We start from the raw sequence: 19,350 nt of genomic DNA on the forward strand, positions 1-19,350 counted from the left end.
AGGACAAAACATGAGCAAAGTGATCGCTTTTTCCGGCAGTTTCAACCGGCCATCAAAAACCACCGCTCTCGTCAATTATATTGGTGAAAAAGTGGCCAAAAAATTCGGCACAGAGGTTGTGACCTATGATCTTCTGGATATCGGAACCACGCTGGGACTTGCCCAGCGTGCCGACAAGCTTGAGCCGAAAGGGCAAAAAATTATTGAAGAACTGACATTGGCAGACGCCATTATTATCGGCAGTCCGGTCTATAAAGGCAGTTATCCGGGATTGTTCAAACATTTCATTGATCTCATCGAGCCTGAAAGACTTTATGGAAAACCTGTGCTTCTTTCAGCAACTGGTGGTGGCGACCGTCATGCTTTGATGGTTGAACATCAGCTACGCCCGCTTTTCGGTTTCTTCATGGCGCACAGCCTGCCAACCGCTATTTATGCTTCGTCACGTGATTTCGGACCGGATAATACAATCCAGTCACAAGATCTCGTTTCCCGCATTGATAAGGCTGTAAATCAATTCCTTCCCTTTCTCAAAAGCCAACCGGTCGATGGTGCCGGTCAAAAAACCACCATTCAACTGACAAGGGAAAATAATGATGTTCTCCCCCTTGCGGCCAATTCTTGAGGGAGGAAACGCCCATGAAACAATTTGTTTTCACCAGCCTCAAGGATCCGCGAGCAGCGCGGCTTCGCGCCGCCTTGATAGAAGAATACGATCGCCGTTACGGCACCTTCTATGATGAAGAAGGCGCTAAAGCCGAGCTTGACCGTTATCCGGCTGAAGATTTCGCCCCGCCACGGGGAAATTTTCTTCTCCTGATTGACGGAGAAGAGACGATCGGCGGCGGTGCTTTCAAATTTTATGATGACACAACAGCCGAATTCAAACGCATCTGGATTGATAATGGTTATCGTCGTCAGGGGCTTGCGGCCCTCATTCTCGACAAACTCGAACGACAAGCGCAATTGCAAGGTTACAAACGCGTTTATCTCACCACAGGCTTTCGCCAGCCCGAGGCTGTCAATCTCTATCTGAAAAATGGCTATACCAATCTTTTTGATTTGAATGGCGATTGGGAAGCTTATCGCCATTTGCCATTTGAAAAAGACATCCGCAATAAAACGCACGAACACAATCCTGACCGGGAAAATGACCTCGATCATCATTTGCAGCCATTCTCACCTGTCAAAGCTGAAAGCGCATTGCCGCCAACAAGCCTTTGAGAAGGAGCCCCCATGTCATCACTAACAGATATTCATACTCCCGAACTGTCCGCAAAATTCGATTCTGAAACAAATCAATATTCGGATTGCAAGGTCATACCTGCGCGCTATCCGTTGCGAATGTTCGGCACGGTTTTTTCTGTTCTTGTGATTGCGGTTATTTTATATTCGGTTTTAACAAACGAAAAATGGGGATGGCCGGTTTTCGCAACATGGTTTTTATCCGAACCGGTTCTCGCCGGCCTTGGACGCACAATTTTGCTGACCATCCTTGCAACGATATCTGGCTCGTTACTTGGAACATGTCTGGCATTGGCCCGTGTTTCAAAATCGCCACTGCTTTCCGGCCTGTCATGGAGCTATATCTGGTTATTGCGCTCCGTGCCGCTTATTGTGCTTTTGCTCATTCTCAACAATCTGGGCTATCTTTATGAAAGCATCCGCCTCACAAATCCGTTGAATGGCGAAATACTCGTCAATTACCCGATGGTATCTTTGTTGACACCTTTTCTTGCTGCTTTCATCGGCTTGACCCTCAACCAGTCGGCATTTTTTGCCGAAATCGTACGAGGCGGCATTTTATCGGTCGATAACGGACAACATGAAGCTGCCGCTTCGCTCGGATTGTCGAAAAAACGGCAAGTCTTGCGCATAGTCTTGCCGCAAGCCATGCGCACTATTCTTCCCACCGGCTTTAACGAAATTATTGGCCTCGCCAAAGGCACTTCTATGGTTTACGTTTTGGCATTGCCGGAATTGTTTTACACCGTTCAGGTTATCTATCGGCGCAATCTCGAAGTGATACCGCTTTTGATGGTTGCAACCGTCTGGTATCTTGTCATTATGACAGTGCTTTCGATCGCCCAATATTATATTGAAAGCATCTATGCAAAAGGCGCAGTACGCAACCCTTCGGAACTCGCTTTCTCACGCATTGGCCGCCGTGTACGCAATCTTGCCGGACAGTTGTCATTTTTCAAAACGCCGTCAACTACAGAGTCGAACGACAAATTGACCTTCAAGGAAGATGTCGAGGCATTAACCGATGACGAGGCCTTTTCACTTGACGAGTGCCAGCATCAGGGCTTCGGCAATCTCTATTCAGGTGATGGTGCAGAAGTCAATGTTCACAACGTGTCGAAATATTTCGGTGCTAATAAGGTGTTGGACAATGTCAGCCTTACAGTGCCGGCAGGGAGTGTAACCGTTATTCTTGGACCATCCGGTTCCGGAAAATCGACGCTCCTTAGAACAATCAACCACCTTGAACGTGTTGATAGCGGCTTTATTGATGTAGATGGCGAATTGATCGGCTATCGCAGAGAAGCAAATACGCTTTATGAACTCAAAGAAAAAGACATTTTGAAACAGCGCGCCGACATTGCCATGGTGTTCCAGAATTTCAATTTGTTTCCGCATTTGACTGTTCTCGAAAACATTATCGAAGCGCCGACACAAGTGAAAAAACTTCCCCATAAAAAGGCAGTTGAAGAAGCGCTTGATCTGTTGTCCCGTGTCGGTTTGAAAGACAAAGCCAATGTTTATCCCCGCCAGCTTTCCGGCGGGCAACAACAACGTGTCGCCATTGCCCGCGCATTGGCGCTTCGCCCCAAAGTTCTGCTTTTTGATGAACCGACTTCCGCCCTTGATCCGGAACTTGTCGGAGAGGTTCTCGATGTTATCAAAGAGCTCGCCCGTACCGGTTCGACACTTATCGTCGTCACCCATGAAATCGGGTTTGCCCGCGAAGTTGCTGATACGATCATATTTATGGAAAGCGGAAAAATAGTTGAAACAGGAAGTCCCGAAGAGGTCTTCAACCATACAAAACAACAGAGAACCAAAGCTTTTCTGAACAAGGTTTTTAAATAATCCAACATTTCCAGATGAGGCTATTTGCCCAACACCGGGAGGTTTCTTGATGAGTTTCTTTAATAAAAATACCTATGCCAAAATAGCGCTTGTCGTCATTGGCATCACCTATTCACAGCTCTCCCGGTCTGAAACGGTGCCGATCGATTTTTCACCCGAACAACCCGGTCGCCCTCATATAGCGGCGAGCCAGCAGCGTATTGATGAAGTTGCCAATGTCCCTTTTGTCAAAAAAGATACATTAACGATTGCAATCAATACCAATAGTAGTTTGCCTTTGCATGATTATGCAAGCGACGCAAAAACTCCAATCGGACTGGATGCCGATCTCGCTTCTGCACTTGCCGAACGCTTGGGCAAAAAGCTGGAATTTGTTGAAATTGTCTGGGCAGATTGGCCATTGGGTTTATCGAGCGGCAAATATGACGCTGTTATCGCCAATTTGACGGTTACCGAAGAGCGCAAAGAAAAATTCGATTTTGCCACTTATCGTCATGATATTATCGGTATCTATGTCAAGAAATCGAGCCCCATAAAAGAAGTCAAAGAAGCAAAAGATATTGCCGGTTTGCGGGTAATTACCGATGCCGGTACAAATCAGGAAAAACTGCTTTTGCAATGGAACGACCAGAATGTAAAAGCCGGTTTAAAACCGGTTGAAGTCCAATATTATGACGACCGCGCCCTGCAAACGCTAGCGCTTGATAGTGACCGCGCAGATGCAATTTTCAGCGTTAACGCCATGCAGTCCTATATTTCTGCCACAACCGGAAAAACAAGGCTGGTTGGCACTATCAATGGTGGTTGGCCATTAACCGCCGATATTGCCGTTGGTTTGCCGAAAAACAGCCCGCTCACCAAACCCGTTTCGGATTCAATCAATGATATGATTGCCGACGGGACATATGAAAAAATCCTGAAACGTTGGAATTTGTGGGAAGAAGCTGTTTCGCAATCGCTAATCAATCCCCCCGGCCTGCCAAAACCTAAAGCCCAGTAAAACCACCATTTTAACATCAATCCAATATTTACCGGTAACCACAAGATCTATCGGCAAATCCAACATCCAAATGTCGGCAAGATGACTACAATGAAGAAATCAATAATTATATTGCCATTATTGGTCATTGTTATTCTGTTCAGAATGACGATGACCGTATGGGGGCTTGACCAGAAGCCCTTTTTTGACACCACTTCGGAACAGAAGGGACGCATTCACGTCGAAAAAAACGAAGATGCAATCAAAGCAATTCCGCCAGACTATCATTTCGTCAAACAGGACACATTTACTGTTGCTGTTGCCCCGAGCGATCCGCCGTTATTGTTTTATGCAAATGATGCCAAAACGCCTATCGGTTCGGAAGCGGATTTTGCCTCTGCAATCGCCGAAAGTTTAGGTAAAAAGCTCGAGCTTGTTCCCATTCCGTGGGTCGACTGGCCACTCGGTTTATCTTCCGGCAAGTATGACGCGGTGCTAGCAAATGTCGGCGTTACCGAAGCACGCAAAAAGAAGTTCGATTTTTCCAGCTATCGTCAGGGTATCCATGGATTTTACGTAAGAACCGACAGCCCGATCAAGAAGGTCGAAAAACCCGAGGACCTCGCCGGATATCGGGTTGTCGTCGGTAGCGGGACCAATCAAGAACGCATTATGTTGCGTTGGAATGATATTGTTACTCGTGAAAATCTGAAGCCGATCGCACTTCAGGACTATGATGATAGTGCTGCAAGACTTCTTGCCATACAGTCCGGGCGGGCTGATGTGATTGTCGCTCCACATGCAAAACTGGCTTACATGGCATTGCGTGATGGCAATTTGCGCAAAGTCGGGACACTTCTTGCCGGTTGGCCCGATCGTTCCGACGTTTCGGTCGCGACGAGAAAATCAAGTGGTCTTGCCGAACCGGTTACGATTGCAATCAACGGACTTATAAAGTCGGGAGTTTACAGAAAAATTCTCGAGAAATGGCATCAGGAAGATGAAGCGCTCGACGTTTCAGAAACCAATCCCCAAGGCATGGCAGAAGAATAGCGGAGAATTATCCCCATGAAAATCCATCACAATATTACTGAACTTATCGGCAAGACACCACTTGTCGAGCTTCATCATTACGGCAAAAAACATCATTTGAAATCACGTATTATTGCCAAACTGGAATATCTTAATCCGGCAGGCAGTATAAAAGACCGTGCCGCTTTGAATATGATTAATGAAGCGGAAAAATCCGGCAAACTGAAAAAGGGCGATACCATTGTCGATGTTACAAGCGGCAATACGGGCATTGCGCTTGCCGCTGTGGCAGCGGCCAAAGGCTATAAAACGAAATTCTATGTGAGCGATAATATCAGCGCCGACAAAATAAAACTTCTCAAGCTTTATGGTGCGGAAGTGGTTGCGGTTGAAAACGCTTTTTTCATGGATCCGGAAGCATTGGAAAAAATGGCTGCCCGCATCGTTTCGGAAAATCCGGACGCCTTTTTTATCGACCAATTGGCCAATCCCGATAATCCGAAGGTTCATATTGTCTCGACCGGTCCTGAAATCTGGGAAGATACAGATGGTCAGGTGGATATTCTGGTGTGTGCCATGGGCACAGGCGGAACGGTTTCGGGAACCGGAAAATATTTGAAATCGAAAAATCCAAAAATCAAAGTTGTTATTGCAGAACCGGCAGAAACCTCGCTTCCAAGTGAAGAAAATCCCTATCCCGATGAAATTGACGGCGTGCACAAGGTAAGTGAAGTGCCCGCAGAGTCTCTGCCAAAGAACTATGCCGCAGAAGTGGTTGATGAAATTTTTTCACTCGACACTGCTGATGCTCTTAATGTTCAACGTGATCTCTTAACCACAGAGGGAATATTCCCCGGTGTTTCGGCCGCTGCCATTTTATGGACAGCAACCCGCCTTGCCGAACGGGAAGAAAATAAAGGCAAAATGATTGTGGCAATTTTCCCTGATAGTGGCGAACGTTATTTGAGTGCTGCAACAAAGAACTAAAACAATTGCATATTTGCGGGCAGATGAGCTTCTGCCCGCAACCCTTTTTGTGCGAAAATTTGCCGGCTAACTTTTTCTTTCTTCCCCAGCCCTATTTTGTTTTTTCGTCACACTTCCTATAGTAAAAAGCACAAGGTCCTAAATCGCAAAAAAGGGCTTTGACTGCTGGTGTTTATGAATGACGCTAAACAGCTTCCCCCCCTTTTCTTCAACTCAACGAAGATCGGCCTTTTCAAGGTATTATTGCCATGTGTTTAAATTTTTTTGTAAAATTTCGGGGGAAATTTTTTCGCAAAATTGACGGGTGTTTTTAAGTACTCATCATCAGGGCGAACACACCCCTTTGCCAAATTTGAATATTGAAAGCTTAAAAGACATCAAGCCGAAATGCGCCACCGCTATTTTGTTTAGCAGCCCACGTGGCAACGCTCCCTCTTTGAAATAATAAAACCAACATACCACTTTAAGGAAAATCCGTTTTCCTTTACGACTTTAAGCTGTCTATAGTAATATATAAAAAACAAAATGGAGACCTTGCAGTGCGATTCTTTGCCAACGGACCATCTATTCCCGATGAATTATTGTGGGAGAGAGATGAAGGCAAAGTGGTCTTTTTCTGTGGTGCAGGCGTATCAAGGGCATATGCAGGCTTGCCTGATTTTTTTGGCCTCGCAAATGTTGTAGCCAAACATCTTGGAATTGGTAAGGATAGCGATGCTTATAGGCTTATCCACTCGGCGCATGAAATAGAAAAAAATGCAGGCATTAGCGGCTTGATCTCGGCTGATCGTATTTTTGGCCTGTTAGAAAGAGATTTTCGTGCCGGAGATATTGAAGAGGCTGTTGCATCAGCTCTGAATCCCGAAAAACAAGATTCTCCAAAAAAGCCGGACTACTTGGAAGCACATCAAATTTTACTTGATCTCGCAACCGGAGTAGATGGGAAAGTCAGGTTGGTTACGACGAATTTTGACCGCTTGTTTGAACAATGCCGGAAAAAAGTCAAAATTTGGCAGCCGCCGAAATTGCCTGATCCTTCACGCGTCGACGAGATGGACGGGATTGTTTATCTCCACGGACTTGCAACAAAAGATTATAAAGGCGCAGAAGGTGACGGATTCATTCTTTCGACATCCCAGTTCGGGAAAGCTTATCTTGCCGAAGGTTGGGCAACGCAGTTCATTCGCCAAATTCTCGACAATTACACAATCGTCTTTGTCGGCTACAGTGCTGACGACCCGCCGGTGCAATATTTGCTTGAAGCTTTATTCAAAATGAAAGCAACGCATAATAAAATTTATGCTTTCCAGTCGAATGATGGTGACGATGTCATCAATCGCTGGAAATACAAAGGTGTTATGCCAATTTGTTTTCCTGCGGGCGGTTATGATATTTTATGGAAAACGCTTGAAGCCTGGGCGAAAAGAGCGCGCAATCCCGACAAGTGGTATGAACAGGTCATAAAAAAATTTGCGAGTAACCCTCGCGCGCTACAACCATTTGAACGCGGACAAATTGCACATATTGTTTCATCGAGTGAAGGGGCAAAAAAATTTGCACATACAAAACCGGTTCCTTCTGCGGAATGGCTTTTTGTTTTTGATAAGTTTTGTCGCTATGCCCCCCCTGATCAATTAATTCCATTCTTCCCGGAAGAGCATTTTGTTGATCCATTTTCTCTATACAGCCTTGATTCAGATGTGTTGCTCCTTGCTCCTAAGGATGAGAACCTAGAGCGAGAACCTCCATCGGACGCATGGGATGCTTTAAATATTAGTAAACGCGATCCAACGTCAGTAAACGCTCAAAATAACATTGCGTTATGTAGAAAAACTTCGCAACTCGTCAATTGTTTTGAACAATTAGCGCTATGGATTACCGAGGTCATTGATCATCCAGCTACAATTTGTTGGGCAATTAAACAAAAATCCCTTAACAGCATCATCATAAATAATATTTCCAAAAAATTGGCAAGCAATTCTTCTGGAATCAACATGTCCATTCAAGAAAAATGGAAATTGTTGATAGAAATTTCAAAGAATACGACAAATGTCAAAGTTTCCGATTTGCTTTTCAAGCTTCGAAGAAAAAAATGGAGATGGACCGCAACAGATCTCACCCAATTTGCAAAAATAACGTGTCCTCATCTTTCTGTAGAATTTAGTAATTTCCTACAACTACAATTGCTAAAATCCCAACGAAACAAAGAAATTACCAACGAATCTGCGATATTCGCAATTGATTACCCAAAATACCAATCATGGTATACAATTATCCCTGATGATTGTTTGGCGTCAGTAATTAAAGTATTGCGAACGAATTTGGAATTAACAAACTCGCTCAGAAAAGCATTCGATCTCCAAATCACCATAGGGTTCAAACGTCCTAATTGGCACGACACTCAAATCAGCAACTTGAATGCAATAACTGGCCTCGCTGATATGATCATGTATTTTTCATTACTTTTTAATAAACTATGTAATGTAGATCTAGAAGCTGCAAAATCAGAATTTTTAACGTGGCCAAAGAACGATGATATTATATTTGCAAATTTAAGAATAATGGCTGCTGGCAAACGGGAACTAGTTCCCGATGATGAATTCGAACATTTTATCGCGTCACTTTCAGACGAAACATTCAAGAATTGCGAACATGAGGACGACTTGTTGTCAATGTTGGCAACGCGTTGGGTAAATTTAAATATTTCCACCCGCTCTATGATTGAAAAGAGGTTACTTGAAAATACACCTCATTTTACTGAAAAAGATCAACTCATCCGAAGAAAACGGCGGGCTTGGCGAAGCTTAAATCGTTTGCAGCGCTTAATAGACGCGGGATGTGAATTATCAGCTGCAACACAAAAAAAAGCCCAAAAACTTCGTTTCATCGTGCCCGAATGGAGTGAAGAAAAAGCACGTGAACAAGATCAAGTCGCACCTAGCGATTTTGAATCCACCAATATTGATTACACTGTTTTATTAAACATTCCACTTTCAGAACTATTGCCTGAAGCAGAAAGAATTCAACAAAGTCCGGATAAATTCAGTCTTGCCAATATGCCATTCGCGGGATTGGTAGAAAATAAGCCGGTACTTGCTTTTTCTGCATTATGTCTTGAAGCAAAAAAAGGCATTTTTCGGCCATGGGCATGGCCCATATTTTTTAACTCGGTAGCTCGCAAAGCCAATCGAAACCGCTTCAATCTTTTAATTGCCAATCGTCTTCTCAATTATCCGGATAAGCAAATAGAAAAATTTATCAAGCAAGTTGTTCGTTGGTTATCGGATATAAATTCGACACTTGAAAAAACGTGTGTTCCAGTCTTTTTTAATCTTGTAAGAAAACTCGTTGGAATTTTGCAAAAGCAGTCTCATAAACGGCAATCAATTTTTACGAAAACTTCTAACGATACTGTTAACTGGTATTCTGAAGCAATCAATGCACCTGCCGGAATACTCTCGGAAACCCTTTTAGAAAAACCTTTTAAACAAAACCTTAGTGATGAATATTTTTATAAAGAATGGTTCGATTTGATCGAATCTCTCTTGAAGCTGCCAGATAGTTCCCGCCAATATGTTCTGGTTATTTTATTCTCTAAAATTGATTGGTTTTTTCTAATCAATAAAGATTGGACCCAAAAACATTTGCTACCAATTTTCCACAGCCGCAAATCTATCGACCGCGACGCTGCATGGTCAGGTTTTTTTAATACTTACTATCTTCCGCGTCCAGAAATTTTTAGTGTCATTAAAGATGATCTGTTTACAATAAACAAAACTCGTCCGTATTTTTATTTAAAATATATCGATCGTTACGCAGGACTTATTCTGGCATTATGGAGTAAAACGGATAATGCTACGGGCGTAACGTGTATCACAGATGAAGAATTACGTGGATTATTACTAAAATCCGATGATAATTTACGGATGAAAATTTTAAAACAAATTGAAATCTGGATTAGCGGCCTAACTACGTACAATTCGTCCGATGAATGGAAATCACGCTTGCCTGAATTTTTTTCTACTTGGCCAAAGCAGATAGACGCCTGGTCACCTAAAGTATCAATCGGTTTTTTCAACTTACTTATATGGAGTGGTGAGCAATTTCCTTTTCTGTTGAAATCAATGATACATCACTTGAATAAAATATATGATATAGGCCAATTGAAACTTGATGACGTGATAACGCCTGATTTTGGCAATAGAATTATTCGGGATTATCCAAGAGAACTGTTGGAATTACTATTTACAGTTTTGCCGAATGATACTCGTCAACGACCTTTCAAAATAGATGAAATTCTTCAAAAAATAGTCGAATCTGATAGCAGCCTTAAAAAGGATGCGCGTTATATAGAATTGAAACGACGTTATTCTACCTGACAACTATAAATGATGAGAGATCGGAGGGATGGGTTTAAAGCTTCATCTGGTTAGAAACAAAGCTTAATCCGGCATCATCTCTCATTTTTTTGGTTATTCGACTGGATTTGATTTTGAAAGTTGAAGCAAAGCGAATAACTATCACTTCGCTCTGGACAGAGATCGCAATGAATGATCAAACGGCAGAAGGTTTGAAATATGAATTGGCATTTTAAGCCGCGCATTTTCCAGCTCTGCATATTTGCAGGTAACACGCGCATTGGCTTTTTAAACTGAACCCTCTGCCCGTCAAGTTTGAAAAAACAAATGCCTAAAGAAAACATAACTAAACCATTTTAAAAAGTGTCAAGCTTTTCGAGTGGTTTCAAGTGCGCCTAGAAAATGAACTGTTTATTTGCCGTTACAAAATTGTTTGGTAATTTCTGCCACATGATGTCCGAGATATTTGGCTGTGTTTAAATCTTCTATTTTTCGTGTGACCTCCGGTGACGCATTATCAGACTGCGCCATAGCGCCGAGCCAACTTCCGATACCATTAAGATCATTGCGTGTTTTACCGGAAAGCAGACCGGGATTGCCCCATATCATCGCATGTTGGGCGGCAAAAAGGCTCATTGTCATCAAACTGTTGAGCTTGTCGCCATGTTCGGCTCCCGAATTGGTAAAACCTGCCGCAATCTTGTTGCGCCATTTCTGTTCGACAAAAGCCGGACCGGGTGAATCTTCCATGAATTGTTTGAAACGTGCACTAACGGTTCCATTATAGGTGGGCGAGCCGAAAATAATCGCATCGACTTTTTCAAGCAGGTTCCAATCGGCCATTTTTTCATCAAGCCCGATCAAAAATGTTTCGGCATTTTGTACGTCTCTCGCTCCCTCTTCGACATAATGTGCCAATTTTTCCGTGTGCCCGAAGCCACCATGATAAACAATTGCTATTTTCTTGTTCGCCCCCCCTAAAAAACCGCAACTGATAGGGAAAGAAAAACGCTATCTTCCAGTCATCGAAAATCTAATTCAAACAATATTTTATCGTTGTGTTTTCTTTTTTTGTTAAAGATATGATTGATATTCATGAATAGTGAAAGTGACGTTTTCATAAACGGGAAAAATCTGGAGAACGACACAAGCAAAATCGCCGACGCAAATGGGTCTCTATGAACGATCTGTTTTCCCGCTCAGGCTGCACAAAACGAGCAATCGGAATTGATCTGTCAATCATTCCATATTTGATGGAAACAATGAAATTTTCGAATGATCGTGACGTTTTACAAATTTTATAGATGTGAGCGGAGCAATATCAATTTTGAACAAAGATGCAAGTGGTGCTTTCAACACATCAAGCATAACCATTCGCAAAAAATTGGCATCGGCCACAATCAATGTCGGTTCGGCATAATTCGCATGTTCAAGCCATTCTGCGGTCTTGTCATAAAGGTTTTTGAAAGACGTTCCCCCATGCGGGGCAGAATAAGGGTCGCTCAACCATTGCTCAAGCTCGTCTTCCTCTTCATTTGCGAGTTCTTTCAAAGCTTTTCTTTGCCAATGCCCGTAATCGATAACAGGAATTGAAAAATCTATTTTGAAATTAAGCCCCAATAACTCGACCGTGCGGATAGACGAGGTAAGATTGGCGCAAACAATATTCATGCTCTTTTGAATTGAAAAATTTTCGGGCAAAAGGACATCGCTATCAAGACTTTCATTTCCGGGAAAAATGCCGCGCTGTTCGGCGCGTGTCATGCCATGAGTCATAATAATAATTTCCGCCATTTCGCTTCCCGATCTTTTTATTTCATCCAAACACTATGAATTTTTAAATTGTCACAGACAGTAATCTAGTATTTTCAAACAGAGTTTGACAGGGATTTTGCTTGAGACTATGGTGAGCCTCACATTCAACTTCGTGGAACCCGGTGTCAATCCGGGGCGGTCGCGCCACTGTGACTGTCTACCAATCATGGGACAGAAGCCAGAACTTCGATTTGGATGCTTTTCCCTTAAACTCAAGGACGCGTTATCCTGAAGGAGGTTTCATGTCTATTAAAACGGCGCATGCGCCGCAAACCATATTTGTTCCGGCAAAAACCATTCCGGTCAAAGCCATTTTGCCATGGGCTATTTTTGGCGGTCTTATTTGCCTCATCGCACTTTATTTCATCACCACAGAGCAAGGTGCATTGTCGCTTTTCAGCGGCACCACCATTCATGAATTTGTTCATGATGGGCGCCATCTTCTCGGTTTTCCATGTCACTGAGGAGATAGAAAAATGGGTTCACTCCTTTATCGGGGCATGCTTGTCGGCCTCGTTGCCGGTCTTATTGCGTTCGGATTTGCCCGCCTTTACGGCGAGCCTTATGTTGATCGTGCCATTGCTTTTGAAGAATCCCATGAAGCGGCAGAGGAAGCACAAAGTGGTCATTCCCATGAAGCTGAAGAAGAAGTTGTCAGCAGAAAAACACAAGCCGGTTTTGGCCTTTTGACTGCACTTGTGGTTTTTGGTGCGGGTGCCGGCGGGCTTTTTTCCTGTTTTTGCAGCTATGCCTTCGGCCGTTTGGGAAAATTGAACATCATGGCCACAAGTCTCGTCATTTCGGCTTCTGCCTTTATTTCGGTGGTATTGGTGCCGCAGTTGAAATATCCATCCAACCCGCCAGCGGTCGGCCAACCCGAAACAATTGTTTCCCGTACCGAAGACTATTTTGCGCTTATTCTGGTGTCACTTCTTGCCATGGTTCTGGTTTATGTTGTGGCAAACCGGCTTAAAGCGAAATTCGGCGGGCTTAATGCGGCGATTATTGCCATGATCGGCTATGCCGTATTCATGGGGATCGTCTATTTCATTATGCCGGTTGTCAACGAAGTTCCAGCCGATTTTTCAGCGGATGTTTTGTGGCATTTCCGCATTGCGACTTTCGGTATTCAAGCCATATTGTGGCTGATACTCGGTGTCGGCTTCGGTTATCTCGCCGAAAGACATATGAACAAACTTTAGCGGGGGATCGCAAGGAATAGTTAAAGCGGAAATTTTCACGAAAAACTTTTATCTTCGACAAGATACTTTTGTCTTCAACGGGGAACTTTCTGTCTTCAACAATGAACTTTCTGTCTTGGACAGGAATTTGTCCAGGTTTCCGCTTCTATTCCTTGCATCACCAATTCACTTTCTGTCATACTCTTTGTCTCTATAACAGAAGGTTCTAACCTTCTGTTTGTTTTGGCGCGGCTTTCGACCGGTCGCGGATTTATAAAAAACAGGATAATGAGAATTTTATGAAAATTTACATTTCAGCCGATATAGAGGGGGTGGCCGGTGTGGTTATCCCTCAGCAATGTTCATCCGGCAATGCCGAATATGAGCGGGCGCGCCGCCTAATGACCAACGAAGTCAATGCTGCTGTTACCGGTGCATTTGAAGCCGGTGCAAAAGAGGTTGTTGTGAACGATTCCCACGGTGCAATGGTCAATCTCGTTCCCGAACTCCTCCATCCCGATGCCGAGCTTATTCAGGGAAAACCGAAACCGCAAAATATGGCTTGCGGCCTTGCCGATGGCGGTTTCGATATGGTTTTTCTTGTTGGCCACCACGCCGGTGCAAGTCTTGAAGGTGTGCTCGCCCACACCACCAACAGCCGCGCTTTCCGTGCTGTCTATCTTGGCGATAAACGATTGGGAGAACCCGGCATTTATGGCGCCTATGCGGGCGAACTCGGTATCCCTGTCGGACTTTTAACCGGCGACAATTGCCTTGAAGAACAAAACAGGGAATTTTTCCCCAAAGCGAGATTTGCAACAGTCAAACATGCTTATGCCAATCGTGCTGCGCGTTCTCTTTCGCCCACAAAATCGTGCGAAAAAATAAAAGCGGCCGCCTTCGAAGCTGTCAAAAACAAGCATGAAATGAAGCCCTTTATTATACGCCCACCTTTTATGGTGAAATTCGAGGTTCTTTGGCCAGCCCTTGCCGATCAGGCCGCACATCTACCTCCTGCCAAGCGTATTGATGCCGTAACAATCGGCTTTGACTGCAATTCGGTTCGTGATGCAATCGGCTGGATGAGCGCTGTTTCTGCACTTGCCACTTCAGTCATGTGAGACAAGGCTTAAACTTTTTTTTAAAAATATGAAAGCGGGCTTTAGCCCGCTTTTTCTTATTTTTGAGGCAACCGGTTTCACATTCAAAACGATGATGGAATAGGCCGGCTTTTCGATTGTGAAGCTTCAAATTTCTGTGCCGATCTTGGCACATTTTACAAAAGCGGGCTTATAACTTTTCCGGCTTAAAAATGATCCGGAAAAGAAAGCTGACAAACCGATATTGAAATAAAATTCTGAAACCGCCTTCAAAGCAGCGATGCCAAGCAAAGGGAAACAGTTTCCCCTTCATTTAACAAACTTAACGAACAATCACCGATTGCCGGAAAATCAATAGATGCCAGTATGGATTTCACCATCTTGGCCCATCCATGCGCGATACATTCCCTCGCTATTGAAAGGCAGACAGACTTCGCCCTTGGTATTAACGGCGATAAGCCCGCCCTCGCCGCCAATTTTTGCGAGATCTTTGACAACCGATTGCGCGGCTTCTTCAAGTGTTTCTTTTCCCCAGCGGATACGGGCGTCAATTTCGTGCGCTGCGGCATAGCGGATAAAATATTCGCCATGTCCGGTTGCCGAAACTGCACAGGTTTTGTCATCTGCCCATGTTCCGGCACCGATAACCGGACTATCGCCGACACGACCGGGGAACTTGGCAGTCATTCCGCCGGTCGATGTTGCCGCCGCCACATGGCCGAAAACATCACAGGCAACCGCGCCGACTGTGCCATGGCGCCGTGAGGGATCATTTTCTTCCCCACCACTCCGGCGCCGCTCCATTTCCTGTTCAAGCGCTTTCATGCGCCGTTCGGTATAAAACCATTCGGCCGGTTTGATCTCGAGCCCGATCTCGCGGCAAAATTCGTTAGCTCCTTCACCGGCAAGAAAAACATGTTCGGTTTTTTCCATAACAGCGCGGGCTGCAAGAACCGGATGACGCGGCCCGAAAATTCCGGCAACGGCACCGGCATTCCTGTCGCGCCCGTCCATAATGGCCGCATCCATTTCCTGTGTACGGTTGGTGGTATAAACGGCACCACGACCGGCATTGAAAAGCGGATCGTCTTCCAGTGCCATAACGGAAGCGGTGACCGCATCAATGGCCGAGCCATTTGCTTTAAGCACTGCCCGCCCTGCCTCAAGTGCCAATGTCAATCCATGACGATAGGCTTTTTCTTTTTCTTCCGTCATATCTTTCGAGCGCATTGTGCCGGCGCCACCATGAATGGCGATAACCGGTTTTACAGGAGACGACATTTCAAAGTCCTTTCAAAAAACATTTCAGGCTATTTTAAAAAAATAGCGTTCCGACGCCGGTCAGTTGACGTCGATTTTCGGATCAAGCGCGTCACGCAAGCCATCGCCGAAAACATTGAAGGCCAAAACAGTGACGAAAATTGCAATACCCGGATAAAGCGTGAGGTGATCGGCAACGCCCATATAGCTGCGGCCTGCGGCAAGCATTGCCCCCCATTCGGAGCTTGGTGGCTGGGCACCAAGGCCGATAAAGGAAAGGCTTGCGGCAGTCAGAATAGACGTGCCGATACGCATGGAAAAATAGACAATCACATTGGGCAATGTTCCCGGCAGCAAATGGCGCAATACGATCATATGATCGGAAACACCGATGGCACGCGCCGCATCAATATAGACAGCCTTTTTCATCGAAAGCGTGGTACCGCGCGAAAGGCGGGCAAAAACCGGTACGGAAAACACTGCAACCGCATAAATCACATTATCAATTCCCGGTCCCAGAATGGCGATGACGGCAATGGCAAGCAAAATGCCGGGAAAAGCAAACAGCACATCGGAAATGCGCATAATGAGCGAGTCGAGAAAGCCGCCATAAAAGCCTGCGAGAATTCCCAGAAACACACCGATAAGACCGCCAAGCGTAACAGACAGGAAACCGACAGCGAGAGAGATACGCCCACCATAAATGATGCGGGTAAATATATCGCGTCCGTATTCATCGGTTCCCGCCCAGTGGGCAGCAGATGACCCCTGCAAAATGGCATTATAATCGGCACTATTGGGATCAAGCGTCATGAATAAAGGAGCGAAAATAGCCGAGCCGATCAACAGAAGCAGAAAAACAAGTGCCACAATTGCCGCTTTCTGGCGCGCGAAACGGCGCAAAAATTCGCCGAAGGGCTTGCGCGTTGCCTCGGCAACAAGTGTATCGGATGAAGTGTTCGCACTCATGAGTAACGGATCTCCGGATTAACAAAAGCATAGAGAACATCAACCAGAAGATTGATAAGGATGAACTCTAGTGAAAAGAGCAATATCAGCGCCTGAAGAACCGGATAGTCACGATAGGAGACTGAATCGATCAACAGTCGTCCAAGACCCGGCCACGAAAACACTGTTTCGACAACAATCGAACCACCAAGCAAAAAGCCGAATTGCAGACCCACCATGGTGATGACCGGAATAAGCGCGTTGCGCAATGTGTGTTTCCATGTCACCAGACGTTCAGGAACCCCCTTGGCGCGCGCAGTGCGGATATAATCCTCACGCGATATTTCGATAAAGGCCGAACGCGAAAAGCGCGCCATAACAGCAGCAACCCCGACGCCAAGTGTAAAAGACGGCATGATAAAATGAAGTGCCGTTCCATAACCGCCGGTTGGAAGAAGGCCAAGACGCACAGAAAAGAGATTGATCAAGAGAAGGCCAAGCCAGAACACCGGAAATGAAATGCCGGAAACGGCCACAACCATACCGGTATAATCCTGCCAACGCCCTCTTTTGACCGCCGAAAAAACACCGATGAGTAGCCCCAATATGGTTGACCAGATCATTGAAAAAACGGTGAGCCAGACAGTTGGCATAAAACGTTCGGCGATTTCCGAGGAAACGGGTTTGCGGGTTTTTAAGGATTCGCCAAAATCACCATGAATAGCATTTTCCACAAAGGTCACATATTGCGCCCAGATCGGCTGATCAAGCCCAAGTTGCGAGCGCATGGCTTCCACTGTTTCGGCATCGGCATCAACACCGGCTGCAAGACGGGCAGGATCGCCCGGCAAAAGCCGCACAAAACCGAATACGATCAGTGATATGACAAAAATCACCGGTATGATGGAAAGCAGGCGTTTGATAATAAAAGCAAACATCGAAAATCCCGAAATTTAGAGTGAACGGCGCGAACACGCGCCTATTCTCCGTTATTATCCAGTTTAAAAACCCGTGTTCTAATGGATAACCACGGGTTCAATTTAAAAAACTCCGTTTCAATCGGTAAACTTTGCATCTTTCAAAAGAAAACCGCCATCCGGCAATGCGTAAACACCTTCAAGGTTCTTTGTTTTGCCGGAAAGCACGTCTTTCTGTCCAAGGAATATCCATGGTGCATCCTGAAAGATGATCTTTTGCACTTTTCCGTAAAGTTCGGCGCGTTTTGTGTCATCTGCCGTTTTAACCGCATCTGAAAGATCCTTGTCGACCTCGGCATTTTTATAATAGGCAACATTGAACAGATTGGGCGGGAAGCTTTCGCTGGAAAAAAGCGGGCGCATTCCGTAATCGGCATCGGCGGTTGATGCCGACCAGCCGCCAAACTGCATTTGCACCGTCGATTCTTCAGGTGTTCTTGCCCCCCATACGCGGTCAGCCTCGACACCGGCTTCAAGCGGTGTAACATTGACCTTGATATTCACCGCCGCCAGTTGCTGTTGCAAAAATTGCAAACCACGAATGACCATCGTGCTGTTTTTGCCGAAAATTTCGGTATTGAAACCATTCGGGTAACCGGCTTCTGTCAAAAGCTGTTTGGCTTTTTCGATATTATATTCATACTCTCCGACATTGGTGTAATATTTCAGGAGTGGCGGAATAGGTGATGTGGCCGGTTCACAAAAACCGTTCATCACGACTTTGCAGAAGGCATTTTTATCAACCGCATAGTTCATAGCCTGACGCACACGCACATCGTCAAACGGCTTTTTCATTGTGTTGATTGCCACATAATATTCGGAAATAGACGGTTCTTTGGTCACAACCAGATTGGGCATTTTTTGCGCAACGGCAAAAAGTTCCGGCGGAAAATCGGGAACAAATTGCACTTCTTGCGCCTGCAACATGGCAAAACGGGCACCATTTTCCGGTACCGAACGGATGGTGACACCATCAACGCCGACAGTGCCATTCCAGTAGTGGTCGTTTTTTATGACTTCAAATGTGTCGCTTGAACGGTTTTTGAAAACAAATGGCCCGGTGCCGACAGGGTGGCGGTCAATATCGCGACCATATTTTTCTATAGCCGCCGGCGAAATCATCATGGTTCCGGTATGAGCCATGGAAGAAGGAAAAGCACCATAGGGTTCTTTAAGGATAACCTTGACGGTATAATCATCCACGACTTCCACATGGTCGAGCATGGAGACAAGAACGCGACGCGACAATTTGTTTTCCGGATTTGCGAGCCGTTCAAGATTGATTTTGACTGCTTCTGCGTTAAAGTCTGTCCCGTCATGGAACTTCACGCCTTTGCGCAAATAGAAGGTAAATTCTTTGGCGTCGCTCGAAGCTTCATAACGTTCGGCCAGAAGCGGTACAATTTTCAAATCCTTGTCGAACCCCAACAGGCCTTCATAAATCGTCCTGAGCGAAGTCATGGTCAATGTATCATTGATATTGGTCGGGTCGAGTTTTGTCAGATTGACAGGAACGGCAACCGTCAACGTTTTGGCTTCTGACAGAGCCGGCATCAACATGGTGGTAGAGATCAGCCCCGCAGCAAGCAATCGTTTCACATTCAACATCAATCATCC

At 45.2% G+C, this 19,350-nt stretch carries 16 protein-coding genes; 10 read left to right on the plus strand and 6 right to left on the minus strand.

The features are described from left to right. The first annotated feature begins 10 nt into the window (after positions 1-10). The 7 genes from msuE (at position 11) to BBC0178_RS09300 (ending at position 10,473) form a co-directional block, all read left to right on the plus strand. A complete protein-coding gene (msuE, locus tag BBC0178_RS09270; protein WP_078039955.1) occupies positions 11-625 on the plus strand; it encodes an FMN reductase in 615 nt (204 codons plus the stop codon). A gap of 14 nt (positions 626-639) precedes the next feature. Continuing rightward, positions 640-1,224: a GNAT family N-acetyltransferase gene (locus BBC0178_RS09275; protein ID WP_078039956.1), complete on the plus strand. Its 585-nt coding sequence runs from the start codon at positions 640-642 to the stop codon at positions 1,222-1,224. A 120-nt stretch (positions 1,225-1,344) separates the two neighbouring features. Next, on the plus strand, positions 1,345-3,096 hold the full coding sequence (locus tag BBC0178_RS12235; protein WP_269466608.1) for an amino acid ABC transporter permease/ATP-binding protein: 1,752 nt from the start codon (positions 1,345-1,347) through the stop codon (positions 3,094-3,096). Positions 3,097-3,145: 49 nt separating this feature from the next. Next, on the plus strand, positions 3,146-4,096 hold the full coding sequence (locus tag BBC0178_RS09285; RefSeq protein WP_078039958.1) for an ABC transporter substrate-binding protein: 951 nt from the start codon (positions 3,146-3,148) through the stop codon (positions 4,094-4,096). A 144-nt stretch (positions 4,097-4,240) separates the two neighbouring features. Then, complete coding sequence (locus tag BBC0178_RS09290; RefSeq protein WP_188317791.1) at positions 4,241-5,128, plus strand: ABC transporter substrate-binding protein; 888 nt, start codon at positions 4,241-4,243, stop codon at positions 5,126-5,128. A 15-nt stretch (positions 5,129-5,143) separates the two neighbouring features. Next, positions 5,144-6,094, plus strand: coding sequence for a PLP-dependent cysteine synthase family protein (locus BBC0178_RS09295; protein ID WP_078039960.1), 951 nt, complete (start codon positions 5,144-5,146; stop codon positions 6,092-6,094). A gap of 539 nt (positions 6,095-6,633) precedes the next feature. After that, on the plus strand, positions 6,634-10,473 hold the full coding sequence (locus BBC0178_RS09300; protein ID WP_188317726.1) for an SIR2 family protein: 3,840 nt from the start codon (positions 6,634-6,636) through the stop codon (positions 10,471-10,473). A 390-nt stretch (positions 10,474-10,863) separates the two neighbouring features. Here BBC0178_RS09300 and BBC0178_RS09305 read toward each other — a convergent pair whose 3' ends face one another. Continuing rightward, positions 10,864-11,370, minus strand: coding sequence for a flavodoxin family protein (locus BBC0178_RS09305; RefSeq protein WP_225868310.1), 507 nt, complete (start codon positions 11,368-11,370; stop codon positions 10,864-10,866). A 321-nt stretch (positions 11,371-11,691) separates the two neighbouring features. Next, positions 11,692-12,246, minus strand: a complete 555-nt coding sequence (locus BBC0178_RS09310) for a histidine phosphatase family protein (protein WP_149867478.1) — start codon at positions 12,244-12,246, stop codon at positions 11,692-11,694. Between the two features lie 263 nt (positions 12,247-12,509). Here BBC0178_RS09310 and BBC0178_RS09315 point away from each other — a divergent pair, with 263 nt between their 5' ends. From BBC0178_RS09315 to BBC0178_RS09325, 3 genes are all read left to right on the plus strand, one after another. Continuing rightward, positions 12,510-12,731: a CbtB domain-containing protein gene (locus BBC0178_RS09315; protein WP_075915101.1), complete on the plus strand. Its 222-nt coding sequence runs from the start codon at positions 12,510-12,512 to the stop codon at positions 12,729-12,731. A 12-nt stretch (positions 12,732-12,743) separates the two neighbouring features. Further along, positions 12,744-13,469 (plus strand): CbtA family protein, encoded by a 726-nt coding sequence (locus BBC0178_RS09320; RefSeq protein WP_078039964.1) that lies wholly within the window; start codon positions 12,744-12,746, stop codon positions 13,467-13,469. A 278-nt stretch (positions 13,470-13,747) separates the two neighbouring features. Continuing rightward, positions 13,748-14,569 carry a M55 family metallopeptidase gene (locus tag BBC0178_RS09325; RefSeq protein ID WP_078039965.1) on the plus strand — a complete coding sequence of 274 codons (822 nt, stop codon included), beginning with the start codon at positions 13,748-13,750 and terminating at the stop codon, positions 14,567-14,569. Between the two features lie 330 nt (positions 14,570-14,899). Here BBC0178_RS09325 and BBC0178_RS09330 read toward each other — a convergent pair whose 3' ends face one another. From BBC0178_RS09330 to BBC0178_RS09345, 4 genes are all read right to left on the minus strand, one after another. Continuing rightward, complete coding sequence (locus BBC0178_RS09330) at positions 14,900-15,829, minus strand: isoaspartyl peptidase/L-asparaginase family protein (protein WP_078039966.1); 930 nt, start codon at positions 15,827-15,829, stop codon at positions 14,900-14,902. Positions 15,830-15,889: 60 nt separating this feature from the next. Continuing rightward, entirely contained in the window at positions 15,890-16,777 is an 888-nt protein-coding gene (locus BBC0178_RS09335; protein WP_075869114.1) for an ABC transporter permease subunit, read from the minus strand. Next, entirely contained in the window at positions 16,774-17,694 is a 921-nt protein-coding gene (gene gsiC / locus BBC0178_RS09340) for a glutathione ABC transporter permease GsiC (RefSeq protein ID WP_078039967.1), read from the minus strand. Before gsiC ends, BBC0178_RS09335 begins: the two co-directional genes overlap by 4 nt. Positions 17,695-17,811: 117 nt before the next feature. Beyond that, complete coding sequence (locus BBC0178_RS09345; RefSeq protein WP_078039968.1) at positions 17,812-19,341, minus strand: glutathione ABC transporter substrate-binding protein; 1,530 nt, start codon at positions 19,339-19,341, stop codon at positions 17,812-17,814. Positions 19,342-19,350 lie beyond the last annotated feature (9 nt).

This window comes from Ditibartonella apihabitans, from assembly GCF_002007485.1.
GTDB classification, from domain to species: Bacteria; Pseudomonadota; Alphaproteobacteria; order Rhizobiales; family Rhizobiaceae; genus Bartonella; species Bartonella apihabitans.

Excerpts from the sequence above, each read along its gene's own strand:
- msuE (WP_078039955.1), top strand. The coding sequence starts at position 11 with ATGAGCAAAGTGATCGCTTTTTCCGGCAGTTTCAACCGGCCATCAAAA.
- BBC0178_RS09275 (WP_078039956.1), top strand. The coding sequence starts at position 640 with ATGAAACAATTTGTTTTCACCAGCCTCAAGGATCCGCGAGCAGCGCGG.
- BBC0178_RS12235 (WP_269466608.1), top strand. The coding sequence starts at position 1,345 with ATGTTCGGCACGGTTTTTTCTGTTCTTGTGATTGCGGTTATTTTATAT.
- BBC0178_RS09285 (WP_078039958.1), top strand. The coding sequence starts at position 3,146 with ATGAGTTTCTTTAATAAAAATACCTATGCCAAAATAGCGCTTGTCGTC.
- BBC0178_RS09290 (WP_188317791.1), top strand. The coding sequence starts at position 4,241 with ATGACGATGACCGTATGGGGGCTTGACCAGAAGCCCTTTTTTGACACC.
- BBC0178_RS09295 (WP_078039960.1), top strand. The coding sequence starts at position 5,144 with ATGAAAATCCATCACAATATTACTGAACTTATCGGCAAGACACCACTT.
- BBC0178_RS09310 (WP_149867478.1), bottom strand. The coding sequence starts at position 12,246 with ATGGCGGAAATTATTATTATGACTCATGGCATGACACGCGCCGAACAG.
- BBC0178_RS09315 (WP_075915101.1), top strand. The coding sequence starts at position 12,510 with ATGTCTATTAAAACGGCGCATGCGCCGCAAACCATATTTGTTCCGGCA.
- BBC0178_RS09320 (WP_078039964.1), top strand. The coding sequence starts at position 12,744 with ATGGGTTCACTCCTTTATCGGGGCATGCTTGTCGGCCTCGTTGCCGGT.
- BBC0178_RS09325 (WP_078039965.1), top strand. The coding sequence starts at position 13,748 with ATGAAAATTTACATTTCAGCCGATATAGAGGGGGTGGCCGGTGTGGTT.
- BBC0178_RS09330 (WP_078039966.1), bottom strand. The coding sequence starts at position 15,829 with ATGTCGTCTCCTGTAAAACCGGTTATCGCCATTCATGGTGGCGCCGGC.
- BBC0178_RS09335 (WP_075869114.1), bottom strand. The coding sequence starts at position 16,777 with ATGAGTGCGAACACTTCATCCGATACACTTGTTGCCGAGGCAACGCGC.
- gsiC (WP_078039967.1), bottom strand. The coding sequence starts at position 17,694 with ATGTTTGCTTTTATTATCAAACGCCTGCTTTCCATCATACCGGTGATT.
- BBC0178_RS09345 (WP_078039968.1), bottom strand. The coding sequence starts at position 19,341 with ATGTTGAATGTGAAACGATTGCTTGCTGCGGGGCTGATCTCTACCACC.